This window comes from Streptomyces sp. NBC_01142 (assembly GCF_026341125.1).
Classification (GTDB): domain Bacteria; phylum Actinomycetota; class Actinomycetes; order Streptomycetales; family Streptomycetaceae; genus Streptomyces.
This window is the reverse complement of record NZ_JAPEOR010000003.1, coordinates 1389504-1409855: the sequence shown is the minus strand read 5'-3', so window position 1 is coordinate 1409855 and position 20352 is coordinate 1389504. Positions and strand designations below refer to the sequence as shown.

The following is a 20352-nucleotide window of genomic DNA, read 5'->3' as shown; positions in this document are numbered from 1 at the left end:
GGCTCGTTGACGTGGTATGGGCATCCCGGACGAGACTCGTGATCAACTGGCTTTGAAGTTAGGGGTGTTGTTCCCGCACCTGGACGAGCGGCAGCGTCGGCTGCTGATGGGGGCCGAGGCCCGGGTCCTGGGACACGGCGGTGTCCGGGTGGTCGCGTGGGCGGCTCAGGTCAGCGAGACCACGGTCCGCAAGGGCGTGGATGAGCTGGAAGCCGGTGCGGAGTCTCTGGGCCGGGTCCGCCGGCCGGGCGGCGGACGCAAGAAGGCCGCCGAGGTGGACCCGGGGCTGCGACCTGCCCTGCTGGAGCTGGTGGAGCCTGACATGCGCGGGGATCCGATGTCGCCGCTGCGCTGGACGACCAAGTCGACCAGGAAGCTCGCTGCCGAACTCACCCGCCAGGGGCACCGGATTGGCGCGGACACGGTCGGGGACCTGCTGCGGGAGGAGGGCTTCAGTCTGCAGGCCAACGCGAAGACCGTCGAGGGTGCACAGCACCCGGACCGCGACGCCCAGTTCCACTACATCAACGACCAGGCCAAGGACCACAGCGGCGCCGGCGATCCGGTGATCAGCGTGGACACCAAGAAGAAGGAGTTAGTCGGCGAGTACAAGAACACCGGACGGGAATGGCAGCCGTCGGGCGAACCGGTGCTGGTCAAGACACATGACTTCCTGGACCGGCAGGGGCCGGGCAAGGCGATCCCGTACGGGATCTATGACATCGCGGCGAACACCGGCTGGGTCAGCGTAGGCATCGATCACGACACGGCCGCCTTCGCGGTCGCCTCCATCCGCGGCTGGTGGCAGGCCCGCGGCCAGCTCGACTACCCGCACGCAACCCGGCTGCTCATCACCGCTGACGCGGGCGGCTCCAACGGCTACCGCACCCGGGCGTGGAAGAGCGAACTCGCCGTCCTGGCAGCCGAGACCGGCCTGGAGATCACCGTGTGTCACCTGCCGCCCGGCACACAATGCCGTTGCTTAACTACTGGACTATCGTCGCGTGGAGCGTGATGGCTTTGGTGGGCACCTGGCGCACGGGGACGCGTGGCTGGTCCTTTGGTCGGTAGGAGTAGAGCGAGTTGGGCCGTTTGAGGAACCGGTCCGCTTCTCGGAGCCGGCGAGTGCCGTTGTCGAGTTTCCGGCGAACCTTCGCCGCCAGCGAGGCCAAGAACCCTTGGATCTTTGTCGGAGTATCGGTGTGGTGTCGAACCACGCTGCGGCGGGTGTGCTTGAGGACCTTGACGAACGAGATGCGGTCCGGGTCGATGCCGTGTCCGTCGGCAAGTCGCATGATGATCTGGGTCAGGCAGTGGTGGACGATCAGGTGCGCCCATACTTCCTGGCGTACCAGCTGCGGGTCGGCCGATCGCAGGACCTCCTGCCGGCCTCGCTGGAAGGTCTTGATCTGCCGGTAGGAGGACTCCACCTCCCACCTCTCGTGATAGAGGGCCGCCAACTCGGCAGCGGGGTAAGCGTCTTGGTCGAAGAGGTCGGTCAGCAGACGGATCACCTCGCCCCCGTCCACGCGGTACTCGATCACGCGGACCAGGACACCGCCCGGATGAGCCCCCTTCTGTCCGCCAAGGTTCATCCGGGCCAGGTAGGTGCCGTCGGGCAAGTGCCGGACCGGCCGGCGGGCGACACACGAGCGGGCCCGCAGCAGCAGGTGGGAGCCAGCGCCGGCGTACGCCTTCCACAGCTCAACCCCGGGGAACCCGCGGTCCATGATCACGAGCATCCCTGCGGCCGAGGCGGCCATCTCCACGGCCGGGTCGCGCTCACCGCTGTTGTAGCCACCCACCCGCGCGTCAATCGAGGCGTGCGTGCCGGTCTCGGTCAGCGTCACTACCCGCACCTGCGGAAACCCGCCCGGCTTCCCGCTGGAGTCTTTCGGCCCGCCGAAGGCGCGTCGGTTGGCGTCGTTATCCGGAACGTCGAGCAGGAAACCATCGACCGCCGCGAGACGCATCCCCTGGTAGAAGGACCCCGCCAGGCCGGTCGGGGCCAGTGGGCCGGCCAGGCGATGGAAGAGCCGTTGCAGAACCTCCGGGCCCAGACGCTCACGGGCCCGGGTGAACGAGGCCTTGTGCGGGATGCACCCACTCAACTCCGGCATGCCGCCCACCACATGCTCGGCCACATCATCGCAGGAATCCTGGTGAAAGAGCGCCAGCGCGAGCGTGAAATACACCATGAACCTGGCCGGCAGCGCACCCGGCCGACAGTCCCGCTTACGACACTCCGACAGGACCTCGTCCACCAGCTCCGGCGTCACCCACCGCGTAACCACGCCCAGCCGCACTCGCTCAGATACCCCAGCCCACGGATGCACACTAGACACAACGGCCCAACGGTCGGCCCGTCACGCAAAACCGCAAGAAACTTCAAGCAACGGCATTGGCCCGGCACATCGAAGTGGAACAAGATCGAACACCGGCTGTTCTCCCACATCTCGATGAACTGGCGCGGCAGGCCCCTGACCAGCCACGAAGTCATCGTGAACAGCATCGCAGCGACCACCACCCGCACCGGGCTGAGAGTCGAAGCCGAACTCGACCCCGGCACCTACAACACCGGCCTGAAAGTCACCGACGCCGAGATCGACGCACTGCCCATGCACCGGCACCGCTTCCACGGCGACTGGAACTACACACTCCACCCTGCCGATCCCCACCCGGCCCCCAGCCATGACACGGAATCGGAAGCCGCCGCCGCGACGACCACCCAGCCGACTGGGCCCCCGGCCGGCATTGCTGCCTCCTCCCTCCGCGACCCGGAGCTGACCGGCATGACCATTCCACAACTGGACGCTCTGGTCAGTGCGTTGATCCCGGCACTGGCGCAACGACGCGAGCGAACCCGCCACGAACGCCGGGGCGGTGAGCGCCGAAGGAGGCCGCGGGCGGTGGCGTAGGCGGCGCCAGCTCGCTGACTGCGGTGCTTGACCAGCGCAAGCTGCTGGCCGGACGGATCGAGGAACTCCTGGAGGCACACCCTCTTTCGAAGGTCCTGACGTCCATGCCGGGCATCGGCGTCAGGACCGGAGCCCGCATCCTGATCGAGGTTGGCGACGGCAGCACCTTCCCGACCGCCGGCCACCTCGCCGCCTACGCCGGACTCGCTCCGGCAATCCGCAGTTCAGGGTCTTCGATCCGCGGCGAACAACCCTCCAGGAGAGGGGACAAGCAGCTCAAACGGGCCTTCCTCCTCTCCCCTTTCGCCGCCCTGGGCGACCCCGCATCGCGTGGCCTACTACGACAAGAAGATCAGCCAGGGCAAGCACCACACCCAGGCCTTGCTCTGCCTCGCCAGACGGCGGGCAGACGTCCTCTTCGCGGTGCTCCGCGACGGCATCTTCCACGAATCCCGGCCGACGGCCGCGGTCACATGACCGGCTCCGCCAGGAGGACGACCCGATCGGCCTCGACATCGAAGCCGAGCACCGGACGGCCATGGCCGCCCTCCGGATCCATCAGCACCGGCTTGCCCAAGTGCCGCCCGATCTCCCGCAGAAGGCCAGAACACATCCAGTCGCTCCTGGCCCTGCAACTCCCGCAGGTCAACATCGAAGTCGATCTCATCGTCTGCATGGAAACGGAAGATCGCCAGCACATCGGCAGCCGGCCAGACCCGCAGGTTCGGGTACTCCGCGTCTGCCGGACGGGACAGCACGGTCGCCGCCCGAGGCAGCGGCAGCACCGTCTCGCCTTCCGAGTACAGGCACCTCCAACCCTTCACCTCGACGAGATCGAGGACCGCCTGCCAGTCCCCCACCGAGGCATCAGGGACCCGCAGATCCGGCAACGCCCCCATCAGGTCCGGGTCGAAGAAACAGCTCACGTCATCCCACAGAAGATCAGCCACACCGCCATGCTGACCGGCTCCCCGACCCAACACAGCCCCGTTTCCCTTGACCAAGAGGATGGGGGCACCCCCCCACACACACAGGGTCGGTAGTAGCGATTCCCATGACCTTCGCGGTTTCGGTGTTCAGCGGGGTTCACGCGAACGAGGATGAACGGAGACGGTCCACCTTGGAGAGAGCCGGGGGCAGGCAATGGGGGATGCAGAGCAGCATCCGTTTGAGGAGCTGGGCGCGCGGCTGCGCACGCTCCAGCTGCAGCGAGGGCTCACCCAGGCGGGGCTGCGGCACCGCAGCGGGCTCGGGCGTACCACGATCAGCCAGGCTCTGAGCGGCGTCAAGCTGCCGTCGGAGGCCACCGTCGTCACTCTCGCTCGCGCGTTACGGGCGGACGTCGGGCCGTTACTCGAGCTCCGGCGCAAGGCCAGTCCTCCCGATGGCCGCGCTGCTCGCCGCCCTTTTGCCTCAGCCGGTGTCGCATCGTCGTTCGATGAGCGATACCTGAAGTACGTGGCCGCACGGCACTCGCGTCTGACGGTCGTAGGACTGGACCTGAGCCGCCCTGATCGGGCCTGCTGGCCGTTGGACGCCGCCTATCTGAGCCTCGAACTGGCCGAGGCCGATCACGGCCCTGGAGCCTTCGCAGATGACACACCTCGGCCGACAGTGATCCACCGGGCCGAACAGGCCATGGCAGGGCGTCAGCGCATCCTACTCAAAGGGCTTGCCGGGAGCGGAAAGACAACGCTGCTGCAGTGGCTGGCTGTGTCGGGCGCCAAAAACGAGCTGCCCGCCGATCTGGCTGGACTGCGTGATCGCGTTCCGTTCGTGCTGCCGCTGCGCACGCTGGTTCGGCGCGGACCTTTGCCGATGCCGGACGAGTTCCTCGCAGCCGTCGGTGTTCCGTTCGCAGCGCAGCAGCCGCCCGGATGGGCCGACGGCATGCTGACGCGTGGCGCTCTCGTCCTGGTGGACGGCGTCGACGAAGTACGGCAAGAGGACCGGTCGACGACCAAGGAATGGCTCGGCACTCTGGTGTCCGCCTACCCGCGCACCGCGTTCGTTGTGACCACCCGGCCTTCGGCGGTACCGGACGGCTGGCTCGCATCGCTCGGCTTCAATGAGCTGACGGTACGTCCCATGAGTGCAGCTGACATCGGCCTGTTCGTCGGCCGCTGGCACCACGCCAGCCGACAAGGCGCTGACGATGCGGAGAAGGCGCAGCTGCACAAGCTGGAAGCGCAGCTGCGGGTGACGGTGCGCGCTGAGCGGGACGTGGCGCAGCTGGCCACCACTCCCCTGCTGTGTGCCTTGATCTGTGCGCTTCACCGTGACCGTCGCGGGCATCTGCCGCACAGTCGCATGGAACTGTACGAGGCAGCGCTGTCGATGCTGCTGGTACGCAGGGACCGCGAACGCAGCGTCGCACTGACCGAGGGCATCCGGCTCACCGAGCTCCAAAGCATGCACCTGCTGCAGCACCTGGCGTACTGGCTCATCCGCAACCAGCAGACGGAAATGGATCTACACACGGCCCGAAGGCTCATCAAGGACGTGCTTCCGGCCATGCCAGCCGTCGCCGAGCAGGGCAGCCCTCATGAAGTTCTGACGCACCTGGTGGGGCGCACCGGGCTGCTGCGCCAGCCCACCGCCGACACGATCGACTTCGTCCACCGCACCTTCCAGGACTACCTGGGTGCGAAAGCCGCTGTCGAAGCGCTCGACTTCGCGCTACTGACGCGCCACGCCCACGACGCCCAGTGGGAAGACGTCGTGCGCATGGCCATCGCACACGCCCGCCCCGTCGAACGGGCCAGGATGCTGCACGAGCTGGTCACACGCGGAGACGAGGCGGAGGAGCACCGGGCCCGCCTGCACCTGCTCGCCGCTGCCAGCCTTCACTACGCCCCAGAAGTCGCCCCGCAGGCCCGAGAGATCGTCACGAGACGAACCACCGCACTCATGCCGCCCCGCTCGCACAAGGAAGCCGTCGACCTCATTGCCCTGGGTCCGGGCATCCTGGATCTCCTGCCACGCAGCGCTGCCGGCCTCGAGCCTGACGAGATCGACGCCGTCATCCAGACGGCTGCAGGGATCGCAGGAGACCCTGCCTATGTCTACCTCCAGCAGTTCACGAACCATCTGGACCAGCAGAACACCAGCTTCCAACTCGCCCAGGGCTGGTCGAACTTCGACGCCGACGAGTACGCCCGTCACCTCTTAAGCCGCCTGAACGGGAAGGCCACTCTCCAGGTCCGCACCCACGCCCAGCGGAGCGCTCTGCGCCATCTGACTCCCGTCAAGCGGATCATGTACTGGCTTTCCCTGACGCCAGAGGAGATCATCGAGCACTTGTCGGCCGAGCACACAGTGCACCTCGACATCCACGACGGCAGGTTCTCCGACCTGAGCTTCCTCAAAACCCTGCCAGCCCTGCGAACTCTGTATCTCCGCACGTGCACCGACGTCACCCACCTCAACGGCCTGGCCGGACTCCCCCTCACGTCTCTGCACCTCGGCGACGTGCCCGACTCCTTCTCCTTCGAAGGCCTCGCCGACCTACCGGAGCTGACCGACCTCTTTCTGTACACCCGGCTTCCCTGGACCAATCTCAACGAGCTCCCAGCACCTCCGCACCTCAAGAAGCTCTGGCTGGGGTCCCAGATTGCAGCCTCTGTCCCCGGCGTCAGCCGCTGGCAACAGCTGGAGGACGTCGTGATCAACCACCCCCTCACGACAGCGGAGTGGGAGGAACTCGCGGATCTTCCTCGCCTGGCGTCCCTGCAAGGACTCCGCAACATCAATGCAACCCGTGCTATGACCGCCATCACGAGACTCCAGATCTATCCCGGCCACGACGCCCCCTGCCTTGATCTGATACCCGAGCGCTTCCCGCGCCTGGAGTCCCTCATGCTGGACTGCCACGACGACTGGTCCCCCAACCTCGCACCCCTCAACGAGATGCCGGACGTGCAGATCACTCTCACCTCCCCGCCCCCCGACTTCAGGCTCAAAGGCCTACCCCCGGAGCGGGTCACCTTCACCCCGCGCCCCCGCACCATCAACACCAGCAGCTGACGACAACGCCGCCCCCGCCGACGGCGGGGGTCTGGAGCGAATTGGGGCTACGGAAAATGGCCTTCGCACGAGCGGTGCGGGGGTCTCGGAAAGACAGGAGCTCCGGCGCGTGGTTACGAGGCACCCACGCGGAGGGACGGGACGGCGCGCCTGCGCCACGGCCGATATCACCGCCGGGGGACCGAGGCCAGCGGTCTGCGGACACCCCGACGTACGGGCGTCTACCGGCCGCCCAGAGCGGCCAGGGCCGCGGTCACGGCGGCTGCCACCATCAGCGTGGTCGCGAAGGTCTTCGCCGCCCGCATCAGCGCTGCCGGGTAGGAGGCGCCGTCCCGACGGGCCAGATAGCCGGCCCCCGCCGCTGTCATCGAAGCCACCACCACGACCAAGGCCAGAGCCAGCACAGTCACGGCCATCTCGTTGTTCACGGAGTCTCAGTCCTTCGCTCGTCGACAGGAGTTGATGCAGCCGAATCTCGCGAAAGATGTGTTCGCCGAGGTACGCGCGAACGAAGATGAACACCGACGAACAGGCAGCACGGCACACGGCGGGGGACGGCGCAGCATGACCTATACAAACGTGCCGGAGACCGGACCCGCAGATGCGCTGGCCGAACTGCGCAACAGACTGGATACCTCCCGCGCCGAGCGACGCCTGAACAAGACCGAACTGGCCCGCCGCTCGCCCCGGACGCCGCCGCGACGCCCTTCGGCGCCTACCTGCAGGACCACCGGGACTGTGCCGCCGGCCACCCCACCCCGCCCGAGGCCCTCCACCGGTTCCTGACCTTCTGGACCCGCCTGCACGGCGTCCTGTCGCTGGAGCTCGCCGGCCCTTTCGCCGGCATGGACCTCGACCCTGCTCTGCTCTTCGCGGCCGAACTGGACCGTCTGCTGGCCCCCCGGACCTGAGGTCGTACGCGGCGCGACTCCCCCGATCCTGCGATCGGCTGGAAGCAGCGGACCCGATCGCCCGGGACGGGCCTGCCCGCCGAGTTCGGACCGTCACCGTCTAGCGGCGCGCACGACCGGCTGATGAGCGGGCGGCCGACGAAACCTGGGACGCGTGCCACCTGCCTGCCTAGGCCGACGGCGACCTTGACCGCGACCGGAGAACCGTGCGGCGATCCGGCAGCCCCGATCAGACCGCCGAGCACGGGACCCGCGGCTCGCACTGCGGCCGACCACATCGGACGGGGCCTTGGGCTCGTGGTGGGCTACCTGGCGCGGTCGCTCGGCATGGTTCCGATGGCTCCTCTCTCACGCAGCGAGGCGCCCAGGGCCGGGGCGTCGCGTCGCCGAAGCCGCCCGCCCGCGACGAAGCCCGCAACGCACTATGTGACGGAGGGGTCCGGGCCTGCGAGATCTGTCGCCCCGACTCCGAACGCGGCATCGTGAAATGACCACTGATGGGGGCGCCGCCCGCGGATGCCGTGGGCTTTAGGGGCTCGTGCCTCCGTACCAGTCCTGGTATCGGCGGGCCCGGGGGGGTGACCTGATGGTCGGCGGGGGTCTGCTTGATGGGTAGGTCGCGGCCGAGGGCTCCGCCTCGCACATCGGGCGGGGATCTGGCACGGCAACAGCCGTTGTGCACGCTTCCCTACTCAACCAGACCGCCGTTGACGCACGAAGGCGGACCTGGGCACAACAAAGGGTCCCCCGCGGCTAGAACGCCACGGGGGGACCCCTCGTGTCTCTACCAGAGGTGCTGCACCCACAGCTGATTGCCTCCGCCGTTCGGCTCCCACATGATGGGCCGAGCGCCCCAGGTGCCCGTGCCTCCCGGGACGTCGACCACCTGGTTGAGAGGGGTGTTCACGATGGCATTAGTTCCTCCGCCAAAGGCGAAGACCTGGTTCCAGGTGTTGTTGCAGTGCCAAAGGATCAGCTGGGAGCCCGTCCTGGTGTCGTCGTGCCGGTCCAGGCACAGGTTGCTCCTGGAGTTGACGATCCTCGGGCGTCCCTTGGAGTCCCAGCTTGTGTACCAGAACTGGTTCGAACCCCCGTTGCACTCCCACTGGATCACAGCGGCGCCAGGGCCGGCACCGCCACTGCCGTCCAGGCAGAGCCCCGTCTGATAGTTCCACAGCGACCCCTGGAAAGAGGCTGCGGAGGCGGGCTGTGCCACCACCAGGCTGCCGCCGACCATCGCCAGGCTCGCCGTGGCCACCGCCATCAAACGCCTGACGGTTCTACTCGACTTGATCTTTGAGATCATGATCCCCCCTCAAGGAAACAGGCCGTGCCCCCCTTGGCACGGCTTCCTACCAAGATCGATAGTAGGCCATTTCGGGGTACACAACCCCTCTCCGGGAGCCGCCGTCTCACCGTCCGGACTGGCCTCAACTCCCCAGCCGCCTAAGCGGAATGCTTCCGGGTGACCTTCGTCGCCACTCGCACTACGCGTCCCCTTGATGCGTACTCGAGGCATCGACGACAGTTCCCGGTCCCCGGTGTGCAAAAGTGGAACCGCGGCCATCGCTGTGGACGCTGATCAGGCCGCGGGCATGTTCGGCGTTGGCCTCAGCGTTCTGCCGAGTCAGTGAGAAGCCGTTGTCTTTCCGAATGTGATCGCTGCGTTTTCGCTGCTCAGGCATGATGCCGACGGTTCTGCGGCAGGGACGACACGTCGTGTTGTTTCGTCGGGGAGGTATGCAGGTGCCGTCGGTGATGGGGATGTTGGAGGCTCGGGAGTCGGTTGCCCGGGTGCGGGTGGAGGAACTGCGCGCCGAGGCGGACCGGGTTCGGGCCGAGCTGGCAGAGGCGGAAGCCGTGCTGGAACGGCGGGTCGTCGCGCTCGTGGAACTGGCCGAGGCCCTGGCCGCAGGTGCTGTGCCGCAGGAGCCGGTCCGGCCGGCACCGGTTCCGGTCGAGGTGAAGGAGCCCGTGGCCGGTTCGGTGGTCCCCGAGTGGCGCGAAGGTGTTACGGCTCAGGTGCTTGCTCCCGAGTACCGGAGGCTGGAGGCCAACGGCGGCGGGGAGGGGCTGCGGGCGAAGGACCTGGCTGCTCGGTTGGGCCTGGAGTTGGTGCCGGCGAAGGTCGAGGGTGTGCGGGTCAAGGCAAAGCGGCTGGTCGCGCGAGGCTGGCTGGCCGAGGACCGGCCGGGCCTGTTCCTCCTCCGATGCCCGGCGGGGTGAGTGATCAGGTGCGGCGGCGGGCGAGGCGGCGTCCCATGAGTATGGCCATCGACCAGTGCACCACGGCTTCGCTGGTGGCGGGCCGGGTCTCGTAGTCGCGGGCCAGGCGACGGGAGCGCATCAGCCAGCCCAGGGTGCGCTCTACGCACCAGCGTCGGGGCAGTACGACGAAGCCGTGCATGTCGTCGCTGCGCTTGACGATCTCCAGGGTGAGGCGGAGTTTGTTCCTGGCCCAGTCGACGAGGCGGCCCGCGTAGCCGCCATCGGCCCACACGAGCCGGATCGTGCGGTGGCGGGGCAGCATGCCGCAGGCGGCGTCCCGGTCAGTCACGTCGGCCGGGGTGACCAGCACCATCAGCAGCAGACCAAGGCAGTCCACGATCAGGTGCCGCTTGCGGCCGTTGATGTTCTTGGCCCCGTCGAAGCCCCGTGACGGCGCCGGGACGGACGCGGCTGCCTTGACCGACTGAGAGTCGACGATCGCGGCCGTCGGTTCCGTCTCCCGGCCCTCGCTCTCGCGAACCCGGCTGCGCAGTCGGTCGTGGAACTCGGTGATCAGGCGATGGTCGCGCCAGCGGCGGAAGAACGCGTAGACGCGGTCCCAGGCGGGAAAGTCCGCGGGCATCGCCCGCCACTTGATCCCGTTGTCCACGAGATACCGGATCGCGTCGATCATCTGCCGATGGCAGTAGCCCTCCGGCTGGCCGCCCTTGCCGTTCATCCATGCCGGCACCGGTAGCAGGCTGCGGACCACCGCCCACTCCGCGTCGGTCATGTCCGACGGGTAGCGTCGCACACGCTCGCCACGATCGGCCGCGTTGCCGTACACGTGCGCGAGGCAATCACACGGCCGGGCGGGTGAGTTGGACGCCGCAGGCAACGACACGGAAGACTGCGGCACCAGGGCCGGCCTCCTGTTGCTCATGGACTTCGACACCCACGAGCTGTGCAGGAGGCCCTGCCTCTATGCCCGGCAAGCCGGAAATCACCCGCCCGAGTCGCCGCACTCGAACCCACGCTCACCATGATCGGTACGACAACGGCTTCTGAGAGTGACACCCTGATCAGGCGTCGCCCTCGGCATCGTGACCGGAACCGTACTCGGTGAGGAGCAAGGCGATGTCGTCGGCTCGGTACGAGGAGCCCCGGGCGTTGCGCAGGAGCCGGTCGGCGAGTTCGTCCGGTGACTCCGCAGGGGCGTGGGCCAGGGATGACCGCAGGCGGTCAATCCCCACGTTGATGTCGGGGTCGTCCCAGCACTCCTTGATCTCCTCGGCGGCAAGTTCGACGAGGAGCTCGGCGCCGTTTTCCCTCAGGTAGTCGAGCAGGTCCGTCTGCTCGAGCGCTCGGGCCGCCTCGTACTCCGCGACGCTGATGCCTGCGGCTTCGAGTGCCTTGCGCTCTGCGTCCGACAGATCGCCGCCAGGGGCCTCCTTCTTCGTCTTGGCGGCTTCCTCGCGGGCCTTGCGTTCTTGTTCGCGCTGGTATTCCTCGGCCTTTTTGGCTGCCTCGTCGGCCTCGTGGGCGTACTTGTTGGCGTTTTTGGCGGCGGCTTCGGCTGATTTGGCGTGCTTTTCGGCGGAGTCGGCCAGGCTGTTGGCGTCGGCAGCGTCCTTTTCTGCCTGTGCTGCCGCGCCCTGGGCCACGGTGGCTTCGTGTTCGGCGAGGTTGGCGGCGCTGTTGGCGGCGGCGGCGTGGTTGTCGGCCTGGGCGGCGGCGCCGCGGGCGCGTGCTGCTTCTGCTTCGGCCTGGGTGGCTGCCTGGCGTGCCGCTGTAGCGTCCGCGTAGGCCTGGTTAGCGGCTTGGCGGGCGAGTTTGGCGTCGGCTTGGGCCTGGGTGTCGGCCTGGTTGGCGCGGGCTGCGGCGGCCCTGGCCTTTGCGCCGTCCTGGGCTGCTTGCGCGGCGGACTTCAGTGCTGCCGAGGCGGAGCGTGCCGCGTTTGCGGAGGAGCGGGCGGCGTCGGCGGCGGCTTTGAATGCCGGGGCGACTTGGGCGTTGGCGCGTTGTGCGGCGGCTTCGGCGGCCTTGACTGCTTCGGTGGCTTTGGCCTCGGCCGAGGCGAGTTGTTCCTGTCCCGTCTCCTGGGCGGCGCTCGCTACCGTGGCGGCGAAGTCGGCGTCGACGTCGGCGCCGGAGAAGGGGGCGGTCAGCTGGATGGCGGTGTTGGCGGGGTCGGCGATGGCCGCTGCGGTGGCCTGGGCGGCTGCGGTGGCCTGTACCGCGATGGTGGACTGGATGCGAGCCATGGCGGCTTCGCGGACCGCGCCGTCGGCCTCGTCCCGGGTGCGGTTGGCTGCCTGCAGGGCCTGGTTGGCTTCGATGGCGGCCAGTCCGGCCAGGCGGGAGGCTTCGTGGGCGGCGATGCCGGCACGGGCTTCTTGGGCGGTGGCCTCTGCGGACTTGGCGTTGGCCCGCTGGGCTGCTGCGTGGGTGGCGGCGGCCTCGGCCTCGGCCTTGTTCGCCGCGGCGCCGGCGGCGGCAGCGGCGGCCTCGGCCTTGTTCGCCGCGGCGTTCGCGCGGGCGGCGTGTGCGGTGGCCTCCGCCGCCGCGGCCCGTGCCCGGGCAGCCGCCCCCGCAGCCTCGGTGGCCGCGGAACGGGCGCGTACCGCCGCGCCGCTGGCTGTGTTCGCGGCGCTGCGGGCCTGACCCGCTGCCGTGCCGGCGGTGTTCGCGTCCGTCCGCGCCGCGTCCGCCGCGGTCCGGGCTTCACCGGCGTGCACCGTGCCGCGGGCCGAGGCGGCGATGGCCTCGGTGGCTTTCGCTCGGGCTTCCTGGGCGTTGTGCTGCCGCTCGGCCTCGAACGCCTTGTTCCTGGCGTCGCGGGCGTTGGTCTCCTCACCTCGGGCGTTCTCGTCGGCCTTGGCGGCGATGCCTTCATGCGTCGTGGCATCCGCTCGTGCCGAAGCCGCGGTGGCTGCGGCGGCCTTGGCCTGCGCCCGCGCTGCCGACGCGGTGCGGGCTTCGGCCTCCGCGCGTGCCCGTGCTGCCGCGGCGATGTCCCGCTCGCGTTCGGCCCGTGCCCGTGCCTGCGCGGCCAGATCGCGAAAGCGGCAACCGGTGCGGCCAGGCCGGTGACGGCCGCGCCGACGCCGGCGCCCCACAGGTGAACACGCCGCGCGGCCCCCTTGTTCGGGGTGCATACGGCTCGTCACTTTCCCTCAAGCACTCGAGCCCACCGAGAGCCAACCTCACCGCCCCCGACAGGCGCCAACAACCAGAGCGGGTCACTTCTAGGCGCGGGTACCGTGCGACCCGCACTTCGAGGGAGAGGGGTTCAAGCACGCACTCGAGCATCACGTGGCTGGCAGCCCGGGTGCCACGCTGGAGAAGACCGTGTTCTCGGAATACATGGACGCGGACGAGATCGGTGACCTGATCATGGACACGGTACGGAACACCAAGGGCAGACCGAACACGCCCGACCGCGATGGGCTGCCCCGGGACGGACTCGTCCACACGCTGAAGTACGACTACCCGATCGGCACCACTCAGGGCCCCAACCCGAAGCTGCTCTACAAGGTCGAGGTGGTCGTCAACCCGAACGGGTCGATCCGCACCGCGTATCCGAGGTAGGAACCAGACATGGCAGAGAAGATGAGGCACATGCACTGGGAGCTAATCGGGACGGGAAGCGCCACCTGGCGTTGGAGCGTCGCGGGCGAGGACCTGGAGGTCCACACCACGTACCTGGGCGACGCGCTCAAGAGCATCCTGCAGTCCGCCCGCGACCTGCAGATCGGATCCAGGTCGTCCTTCGCGGTCTTCGAGAGCGAGCCCAGCGGCACACGGGTCTTCTTCTCCGGTGCGGAGGACGAGGTCTACGTACAGATCGTCTACTTCGACGATCTGCAGTCCATGGATAACCGGTGGGCCGGCGGACAGCCCAGGTGGGCGGGACGCGTCTCCACCAGCGGCTTCGTCGACAACGTCCGGTCGATGGCCGAACAGCTGCTGTCCGAGGTCGGTGAATCCGGCTACCAGAAGGCATGGGGGTACCCGTTCCCCATGCACGAGTTGCAGGCACTGCGCTGATACACAGCCCCGCCGGAATCCGTTCCGGCGGAGTACCTCCTGCTCCCACCTGCGACGATGGTTACCTGAGCGCGGCATCCAACATCGAATCGCACGTGAAGGAATCGAGACCAATCTGCCCGCTGCGCCCCAGCCGCCGAGCAAAGCGGCCAGGGTGTGAGGGGCACAGGCGCCACGCTCAGTTGCTGGTTGTGGCCAGCTTCGCCGCGAAACCGAGGAACAGCGCTCCCGCCCCCGTCGTGAGGCCCGCTGACAGCTTCCGGCGGCGGCGGAACTGCGTGGCGAGATACGTACCGCCGAGGATCACTGCGGTCACGTACGCGATGCTGATGACTTGGTAGACGAATGCGAGAAGCGCGAAGGACAGCCCCGGGTACGCGTACTGGGGGTGGACGAACTGCACGAAGAACGAGATGAAGAACAAGATCGCCTTCGGGTTCAGGACGGTGATCACCAACGAGCGTCGGAACAACCTTCCGCCCGTCGACGGTCTCGGTCGCGTCAACGATGGCGCTCTGCCCGCTCACGCCGAGGTGGTCGACGACGTCAGCGAGCGTACGCAGCCGGATACTCGGCCCCACCGTGCAGCCCCGCTGGGCCAGCAGGGGCCGTATCTCTCCGATCGCGCGGGTGACGGTGGAGGTCCACTCCGAACCAGCAGGCCAGCACGTCTTCCCCATCACCGACGCACCGTCATCCGCGCCCAGGAGAACTGAGCGGCGTTCCGACAGCACCGAGCCCACAGCAATGTCTGCGGAGCGGTTCTATACGCCGAGGTCCTTGCGGAAGACCGTGGAGCTCTGCCGGACCGTCATGCCGACCCGTAGATAGAGGTCGAGCGCGCCGGTGTCCGAGTGGGTCCACAGGGTGCAGGAGCAAAGGCCCGTGCGGTGGAAGGCGCGGAACGTGTGTCGCAGCAGGAGCCGGGCGATGCCGCGGCCGCGGTGGTCGCGGCGTACGGCAACCTGTTCGAGGTAGCCCTCGTCCGTGCCCGGCACGTCCAGCCCCAGGCCGGATGCACGTCCACCTCGGAGCGCCGGTCCGCCCAGGCGCGGGCGACGAGGCGCCCGGCCGGGTCGAGAACGAGGACGGTGTCCGACTCCGGCACCAGGCCCGGCCGCGCGAGATCGGCAGCTACGGCCCCAGCGTCGCTCTGACCCCGCCCGTACACCTCCCGTTCGCAGGACGTGACCAGCGCGTGAATCGCCAGAACGTCATCGGTGGTCGCGGGCCGCGAACGATAGCCGGGCGTCGACCGGTCACCGACGTGCGGCTCCTCCGTGGGGACTGGTGAGCGTCGGGTGTCCTCCATGGGGCAGCGCACTTGCGGCGCCAGCGGACGGAAGATGCGGAATCGGATTGGACAGGGCAGGCCGATACCGACCACTGCGTCACCAGGTGGCGTCAGCTGCACGTCCAGCCCGCAGGGTGGCCCCGCCCCATGTGCATCCGCCGCAGGGACGCGGGGCCACCCCAGGTGGTTCAGGGGATGTGTGCTGCTACCCCTGGCGTTTGACGAACGTCATCGGAACCGCGATGCCGGGTGCCTGGACCAGTACACGTGCCGGGATGAGGGCCATCTTCTGCTTCCGGTCACCGTTGCCGTCGGTGAAGTCGAGCTTGTAGACGATGTACCCGATGTACGTACCGCCGTTGGCGCGCCCCTCGACTCACCCGGACACGCCGTCCGGGACGTCATAGGTGTTGTTCTGCTCGGTCATGGTCGTCCACTTGTTGGTGGTGGTGGTCGACTCGCTGTAGGTGAAGTTGAGCTCCGTTCCGGCATTGCCGCCGCCCGGCCCGCCGGGGGTGGTCAGTTGTGAGGTGACCTTTCCGCCGACAGACCAGCCGCTGGTCTGGCTGGTGTCCTGGCCGACCGTGGCCCCGGTCTTGGGAGAACTGCGCCTTACCCATCACCGCCGCTGAGGTCTGCATGGTCGGATACGCCTTGTCGAGCACGCCCACGAAACCGCAGGGCATCGGCTCGCCGCCTTGGGTATGGCTGGGCTGGCCGCACATCGACTTGGCGTCCCAGTTGCTAAGCCACGGCTCCTTGTCGTCGCTGCTGCTCCTGCGGATGTCGGGATCCTCGGTGGGGATGCTCTGCGGGAGGTTGAATCCGCTGCCGAGCACGGACGGGACGTCCTTGAGTGCCTGGTCGTGCGGGTAGGCCTTCTCGACGTCGTCGAGTTTGACCTCCTGTGAGCCCTGGCCGCTGGCCGGGTAGCCCTTGACGGCTTCCTTCTGGTTCAGGGGCGCGCTCTGGTTGAGGAAGTTGAAGACTTCCTGTTCGGTCTTGAAGAAGGTGTTGCCGTCGGCAGCGCGGGCCGGGGTGGGGGAGCCGATCAGCGATATGCCGGTGAGGAAGGCGGTGGCGAGTGCACCCGTCACCAGACTGACCTTCCGTCGGCCTCAACGAGCAGGGGCTGTGCACAGTGTGGACACGTGAATCTCCTTGACTTGTCGGGAACTTCTCGGGCGTCGACCGCTGGTCGGTCGCGCCGGTATTCAGAGGGCTTCAAGGGCTGTTCAGGGGCTGATCGCGCGCCGCGGTTTCGCGAGTGGCAGCCCGACGCGGCCCGGTCTGCGGGGTGCCGCACCCCCTCTTGGCTCAACTCGGCTGAATCGACCGCAGCATGTTCAGGCGGGCCGCTCGGCGGGCCGGCCAGATCGCAGCCAGGACCCCGGTCATCAGCGCAAGGGCCAGGAAGGTGCCCAGGCGCTCCCAGGGCAGGACGGTCTCGTACTCCTGCATCGAGGACGTGGTCAGGCTGCCTCCGGCCCAGGCCAGGAAGATGCCCGTGCCGATGCCGAGCACCGCGCCGAACAGGGAGATGACTACCGATTCCAGCCGGACCATCTGCCGGATCCCGGAGCGGTCGAGGCCGATGGCCCGCAGCATCCCGATCTCGCGGGTGCGCTCGAAGACCGACATGGCCAGGGTGTTGACGACGCCGAGGATCGCGATGACGACGGCCATGCCGAGCAGCCCGTACATCATGGTGAGGACCGTGGTGACCGACTCGTTGTTCTCCTTGATGAGCTGCTCCTGGTTTCGGACCTTAAGCAGCGGGCTGTCGCCAAGCGCGGCACGGATCTGACGCTCAAGGCCCGCAGCCTTGCCGGGCTCGGCCTTGACCAGCACGTGCTCAAGCTCCTGGGAGCTGGAGTGCGGGAGCACGTCGGTCAGCGTGCCCAGCACCTCGTCGGCGGCGCGGGTCTTGGCGTAGATGCCGACGACCGTCAGCTTCTTCTTCTGGGCCTTGCCGGTGTCCGCGCCGGTGCCCACCTCGGCATCGATGGTGTCGCCGACGTGCAGGCCGGCCTGCTCTGCGAACTCGTCGGAAACCGCGATCTTTCCGGGGCCGATGTCGTGCAGCGAGCCAGCGCGGAAGTCGAGCTGTGCGGCCTTGCCGAACGCCTTCGGGTCCGTGCCGGTGATCACAGTGAACTGGCCCTGGGTGTCGAGCTGCGCCGAGGTGACGGGGGCGGCCGCCGCGACCCCGGGCACCCGCGCGACCTTGCCGGCCGCGGCCGCGTCGAGCCCGCGGGCGGAGCTGTAGTTGACCTTGTAGTCGGCGGCCAGCCCCTGGGTGGCCTCGATGTCCATCGCGCGCTGGGCGGAGTGGGCGCCGACGGTCAGACCGGTGATCAGGGCGAGCCCGATCATCAGGGCAGAGGCGGTGGCGGCGGTGCGGCGCGGGTTGCGCAGCGCATTCTCCTTGGCCAGCTTGCCGCTGACACCGAACCAGCGCGTGGTGACCTTGCCGGCCAGGGCGATCAGCGGCCGGGAGAGCAGCGGGGCAAGCACGATCACGCCGCCGAGCGTCAGTACGCCGCCGAGCATCGCGCTGATCAGGTTCGACTCCTTGCTCGTCTTGAGCGAGGAGACGTACAGCATCACCAGCACCCCGGCCACGGCGAGCAGCGTGCCGAGCGCGTTGCGGACCACCAGGGCGCGGGCGGGCGGCGCCTGGTCGACGCTGCTGAGCGCCGCCACGGGGGCGATTTTCGCGGCCTTGCGGGACGGCAGCCAGGCGGCCAGGACGGTGACGAGGACGCCGACCGCGAGCGAGGCCAGTGGGGCCGCGGGCGTGATGACCAGCGGTCCGTCGGGCAGTGCGGCACCCGTCGTGTTGAGCAGCGGGCGCATGACGGTGGCGATGCCGAGGCCGAGCGCGAATCCGGCGGCGGAGGCTACGAGCCCGAGGAGGGCGGCCTCGATGAGGACGGAGCGGACGACCTGGCGGCGCGTGGCGCCCACGGCCCGCAGCAGCGCGATCTCGCGGCTGCGCTGGGCGATGAGCATGGTGAAGGTGTTGGCGATGATGAACACGCCGACGAACAGCGCGATCCCGGCGAAGACCAGCAGCGTCTTGGTGAGGGAGCTGGTGTTCTCGGCGATCTGGGCAGACTGCTCGGCGGCCAGGTCGGCGCCGCTGGTGGCCCTGGCGCCCTGCTCGGGGAGCAGCGTCCGCACCTGGTCGGTCAGCGCGTACTCGTCGGTACCGTCCTTGGCCGCGACCGCGATCTCGTCGAACTGGCCGGGGTGGTGGAACAGTTGCTGTGCGGTCTGGGTGTCGAAGAGCGTGAGGGTGCCGCCGGCGGTGACCTGCGGGTCGTCGGTGGAGACGATGCCGACCAGCTTCTTGGTCAGGGCGGGCCCGTCGGTAGCGAAGCGGACCGGGTCGCCGATCCGGTAGCCGGCCTTCGCGGCGGTCTTCGCGTCCAGCGCCAGCTCACCCTCGGCGGAGGGGCCGCGGCCTTCCTTCAGCGGGAAGCGGCTGTCCTTGCCGTTCTGGCCGGGCTGGTAGTTGGTGGCCAGGTCCTGCCCGTTGGTGTCAGCATTGACCGGGCGGCCGTCCATACCGGCCAGGGTGGCCTGCCCGTGGACGGTGGGGCGCACCGAGGCGACGCCGGGCAGTTGGCGGATCTTCCGCGCCAGCGCGCTGTCGAGGGCGGTGGCCGGCTTGCCGTCCTCGCCGCCCGCCATATCGGGGGCAGCCGTATCGGTGGCGGTGGCTGCCTCCGCCCGGACGGAGACGGCCACGCCCTTGAGGCTCTGGGCAGAGGCGTTGCGGAAGGCGTTCGCGGTGGTGTCGGCGAAGACGAGGGTGCCGGAGACGAAGGCGACGCCGAGCAGGACCGCGAGCGCGGTCATGATCAATCGGGCTTTGTGCGCAAGGACGTTGCGCCGGGCGGTACGCAGCATGGTGGTATGTCAGTCCTTGAAGTACGCGGTGGGGACAGGGAGCCGTGTGGGAGGAGAAGCCGTGCCGGAGGGGCGCGTCAGCTGGTCCGTCCCTTGGCGTCGAAGCGCCGCATGCGGTCGAGCACGGTCTCGGGGGTGGGGGCGGGCAGATCGTCGGTGACCCGTCCGTCGGCGAGGAAGACCACCCGGTCCGCGTAGGAGGCGGCCACCGGGTCGTGGGTGACCATCACCACCGTCTGGCCCAGCTCGCGTACGGACTCCCGCAGAAAGCCAAGGACTTGCGCGCCGGAGCGGGAGTCGAGGTTGCCGGTCGGTTCGTCGGCGAAGATGATCTCCGGACGCCCGGCCAGCGCGCGGGCCACGGCTACTCTCTGCTGCTGGCCGCCGGACAGCTGCGAGGGGCGATGCCGCAGCCGCTCGGAAAGGCCGACGGTCCACACGACGAACTCCAGCCACTCTTTGTCGTGCTTGCGGCCGGCGATATCCATCGGCAGCGTGATGTTCTCCAGGGCATCCAGCGTGGGCAGCAGGTTGAACGCCTGGAAGACGAAGCCGATCTTCTCCCGGCGGAGTTTGGTGAGCTGACGGTCGTTCAGGCTGGACAGCTCGGTGTCACCGAGCCGGGCCGATCCCCCGGAGAAGGCGTCGAGCCCTGCCATGCAGTGCATCAGCGTCGACTTGCCGGAGCCGGACGGCCCCATGATCGCGGTGAACCGGCCGCGCTCGAACTCCACGGTCACCGAATCGAGAGCGACCACGCGGGTCTCGCCCTCGCCGTAGACCTTGGTCAGCCCCGTCGCGCGGGCGGCAACGGAGGGGGTGCGGAGGCGGGTGGTAGCAGTGGCGTGCTGCGGCATAAGTGCTCCTGGAAGGGGTGCGGAACTCCCGACCATCGTGGCCGCGGCGCACCCCCGTATCCGTCGCTCTCAGGTCGGGAATGCACCGCCTACCGAAGGGCAGACCCGCCCCGGCCTTGTCGTCCTCGCGGACCACGGCCCCTCTGTCCGAAGAGAGAGCCAACGACCCC

14 protein-coding genes and 7 pseudogenes are annotated in these 20352 nt (G+C 68.6%); 9 read left to right on the top strand and 12 right to left on the bottom strand.

Translation table 11 applies throughout. The annotated features are described in order from the left end of the window. Positions 1 to 16 precede the first annotated feature (16 nt). Positions 17 to 970 (top strand): annotated as a pseudogene (locus OG883_RS40580) (ISAzo13 family transposase); the annotation flags it as partial. Between the two features lie 16 nt (positions 971 to 986). On the opposite strand, the gene OG883_RS40575 reads toward OG883_RS40580, so the two are convergent. Continuing rightward, a complete protein-coding gene (locus OG883_RS40575) occupies positions 987 to 2294 on the bottom strand; it encodes an IS4 family transposase (RefSeq protein ID WP_323181059.1) in 1308 nt (435 codons plus the stop codon). 111 nt (positions 2295 to 2405) lie between these two features. Between OG883_RS40575 and OG883_RS40570 the strand changes: the two are divergent. Both OG883_RS40570 and OG883_RS40565 read left to right on the top strand, forming a co-directional pair. Beyond that, positions 2406 to 2672: pseudogene (locus OG883_RS40570) on the top strand (ISAzo13 family transposase); the annotation flags it as partial. A gap of 272 nt (positions 2673 to 2944) precedes the next feature. Next, positions 2945 to 3395: pseudogene (locus OG883_RS40565) on the top strand (transposase); the annotation flags it as partial. Here the strand turns inward: OG883_RS40565 and OG883_RS40560 are convergent. Next, a pseudogene (locus OG883_RS40560) lies at positions 3388 to 3868 on the bottom strand (hypothetical protein). The pseudogenes OG883_RS40565 and OG883_RS40560 sit on opposite strands and share 8 nt — an antisense overlap. Before the next feature lie 193 nt (positions 3869 to 4061). Between OG883_RS40560 and OG883_RS40555 the strand changes: the two are divergent. Then, positions 4062 to 6944, top strand: coding sequence for an NACHT domain-containing NTPase (locus tag OG883_RS40555; RefSeq protein ID WP_266552198.1), 2883 nt, complete (start codon positions 4062 to 4064; stop codon positions 6942 to 6944). A 221-nt stretch (positions 6945 to 7165) separates the two neighbouring features. Here the strand turns inward: OG883_RS40555 and OG883_RS40550 are convergent, their stop codons facing one another. Continuing rightward, complete coding sequence (locus tag OG883_RS40550) at positions 7166 to 7372, bottom strand: hypothetical protein (RefSeq protein ID WP_266552195.1); 207 nt, start codon at positions 7370 to 7372, stop codon at positions 7166 to 7168. Positions 7373 to 7624: 252 nt separating this feature from the next. On the opposite strand from OG883_RS40550, the pseudogene OG883_RS40545 reads away from it, so the two are divergent. Next, positions 7625 to 7855 (top strand): annotated as a pseudogene (locus tag OG883_RS40545) (TetR-like C-terminal domain-containing protein); the annotation flags it as partial. A gap of 206 nt (positions 7856 to 8061) precedes the next feature. Further along, the gene (locus OG883_RS47115) at positions 8062 to 8346 is read left to right on the top strand and encodes a DUF6233 domain-containing protein (protein ID WP_353963147.1); all 285 of its coding nucleotides are present in this window, start codon (positions 8062 to 8064) and stop codon (positions 8344 to 8346) included. A gap of 293 nt (positions 8347 to 8639) precedes the next feature. Here the strand turns inward: OG883_RS47115 and OG883_RS40540 are convergent, their stop codons facing one another. Next, entirely contained in the window at positions 8640 to 9161 is a 522-nt protein-coding gene (locus tag OG883_RS40540; RefSeq protein WP_266552192.1) for an RICIN domain-containing protein, read from the bottom strand. A 452-nt stretch (positions 9162 to 9613) separates the two neighbouring features. On the opposite strand from OG883_RS40540, the gene OG883_RS40535 reads away from it, so the two are divergent. Beyond that, the gene (locus tag OG883_RS40535; RefSeq protein ID WP_266552189.1) at positions 9614 to 10081 is read left to right on the top strand and encodes a hypothetical protein; all 468 of its coding nucleotides are present in this window, start codon (positions 9614 to 9616) and stop codon (positions 10079 to 10081) included. A gap of 4 nt (positions 10082 to 10085) precedes the next feature. On the opposite strand, the gene OG883_RS40530 is transcribed toward OG883_RS40535, so the two are convergent. Both OG883_RS40530 and OG883_RS40525 read right to left on the bottom strand, forming a co-directional pair. After that, positions 10086 to 10856: an IS5 family transposase gene (locus OG883_RS40530; protein ID WP_266552186.1), complete on the bottom strand. Its 771-nt coding sequence runs from the start codon at positions 10854 to 10856 to the stop codon at positions 10086 to 10088. Between the two features lie 289 nt (positions 10857 to 11145). Next, entirely contained in the window at positions 11146 to 13182 is a 2037-nt protein-coding gene (locus tag OG883_RS40525; RefSeq protein WP_266552183.1) for a hypothetical protein, read from the bottom strand. A gap of 196 nt (positions 13183 to 13378) precedes the next feature. Here OG883_RS40525 and OG883_RS40520 point away from each other — a divergent pair, with 196 nt between their 5' ends. Continuing rightward, a complete protein-coding gene (locus OG883_RS40520; RefSeq protein ID WP_266552180.1) occupies positions 13379 to 13654 on the top strand; it encodes a hypothetical protein in 276 nt (91 codons plus the stop codon). 9 nt (positions 13655 to 13663) lie between these two features. After that, a complete protein-coding gene (locus OG883_RS40515; protein ID WP_266552177.1) occupies positions 13664 to 14113 on the top strand; it encodes a hypothetical protein in 450 nt (149 codons plus the stop codon). A 178-nt stretch (positions 14114 to 14291) separates the two neighbouring features. On the opposite strand, the pseudogene OG883_RS40510 reads toward OG883_RS40515, so the two are convergent. From OG883_RS40510 to OG883_RS40485, 6 genes and pseudogenes are all read right to left on the bottom strand, one after another. Next, a pseudogene (locus OG883_RS40510) lies at positions 14292 to 14600 on the bottom strand (LysE family transporter); the annotation flags it as partial. Between the two features lie 55 nt (positions 14601 to 14655). After that, a pseudogene (locus tag OG883_RS40505) lies at positions 14656 to 14754 on the bottom strand (transposase); the annotation flags it as partial. Positions 14755 to 14877: 123 nt separating this feature from the next. Further along, positions 14878 to 15111, bottom strand: coding sequence for an N-acetyltransferase (locus tag OG883_RS40500; protein ID WP_266552174.1), 234 nt, complete (start codon positions 15109 to 15111; stop codon positions 14878 to 14880). Between the two features lie 697 nt (positions 15112 to 15808). Beyond that, positions 15809 to 16504, bottom strand: coding sequence for a hypothetical protein (locus OG883_RS40495; protein ID WP_266552171.1), 696 nt, complete (start codon positions 16502 to 16504; stop codon positions 15809 to 15811). 220 nt (positions 16505 to 16724) lie between these two features. Beyond that, positions 16725 to 19325 (bottom strand): ABC transporter permease, encoded by a 2601-nt coding sequence (locus OG883_RS40490; protein WP_266552168.1) that lies wholly within the window; start codon positions 19323 to 19325, stop codon positions 16725 to 16727. A 77-nt stretch (positions 19326 to 19402) separates the two neighbouring features. Further along, a complete protein-coding gene (locus tag OG883_RS40485; RefSeq protein ID WP_266552166.1) occupies positions 19403 to 20182 on the bottom strand; it encodes an ABC transporter ATP-binding protein in 780 nt (259 codons plus the stop codon). Positions 20183 to 20352: the final 170 nt, after the last annotated feature.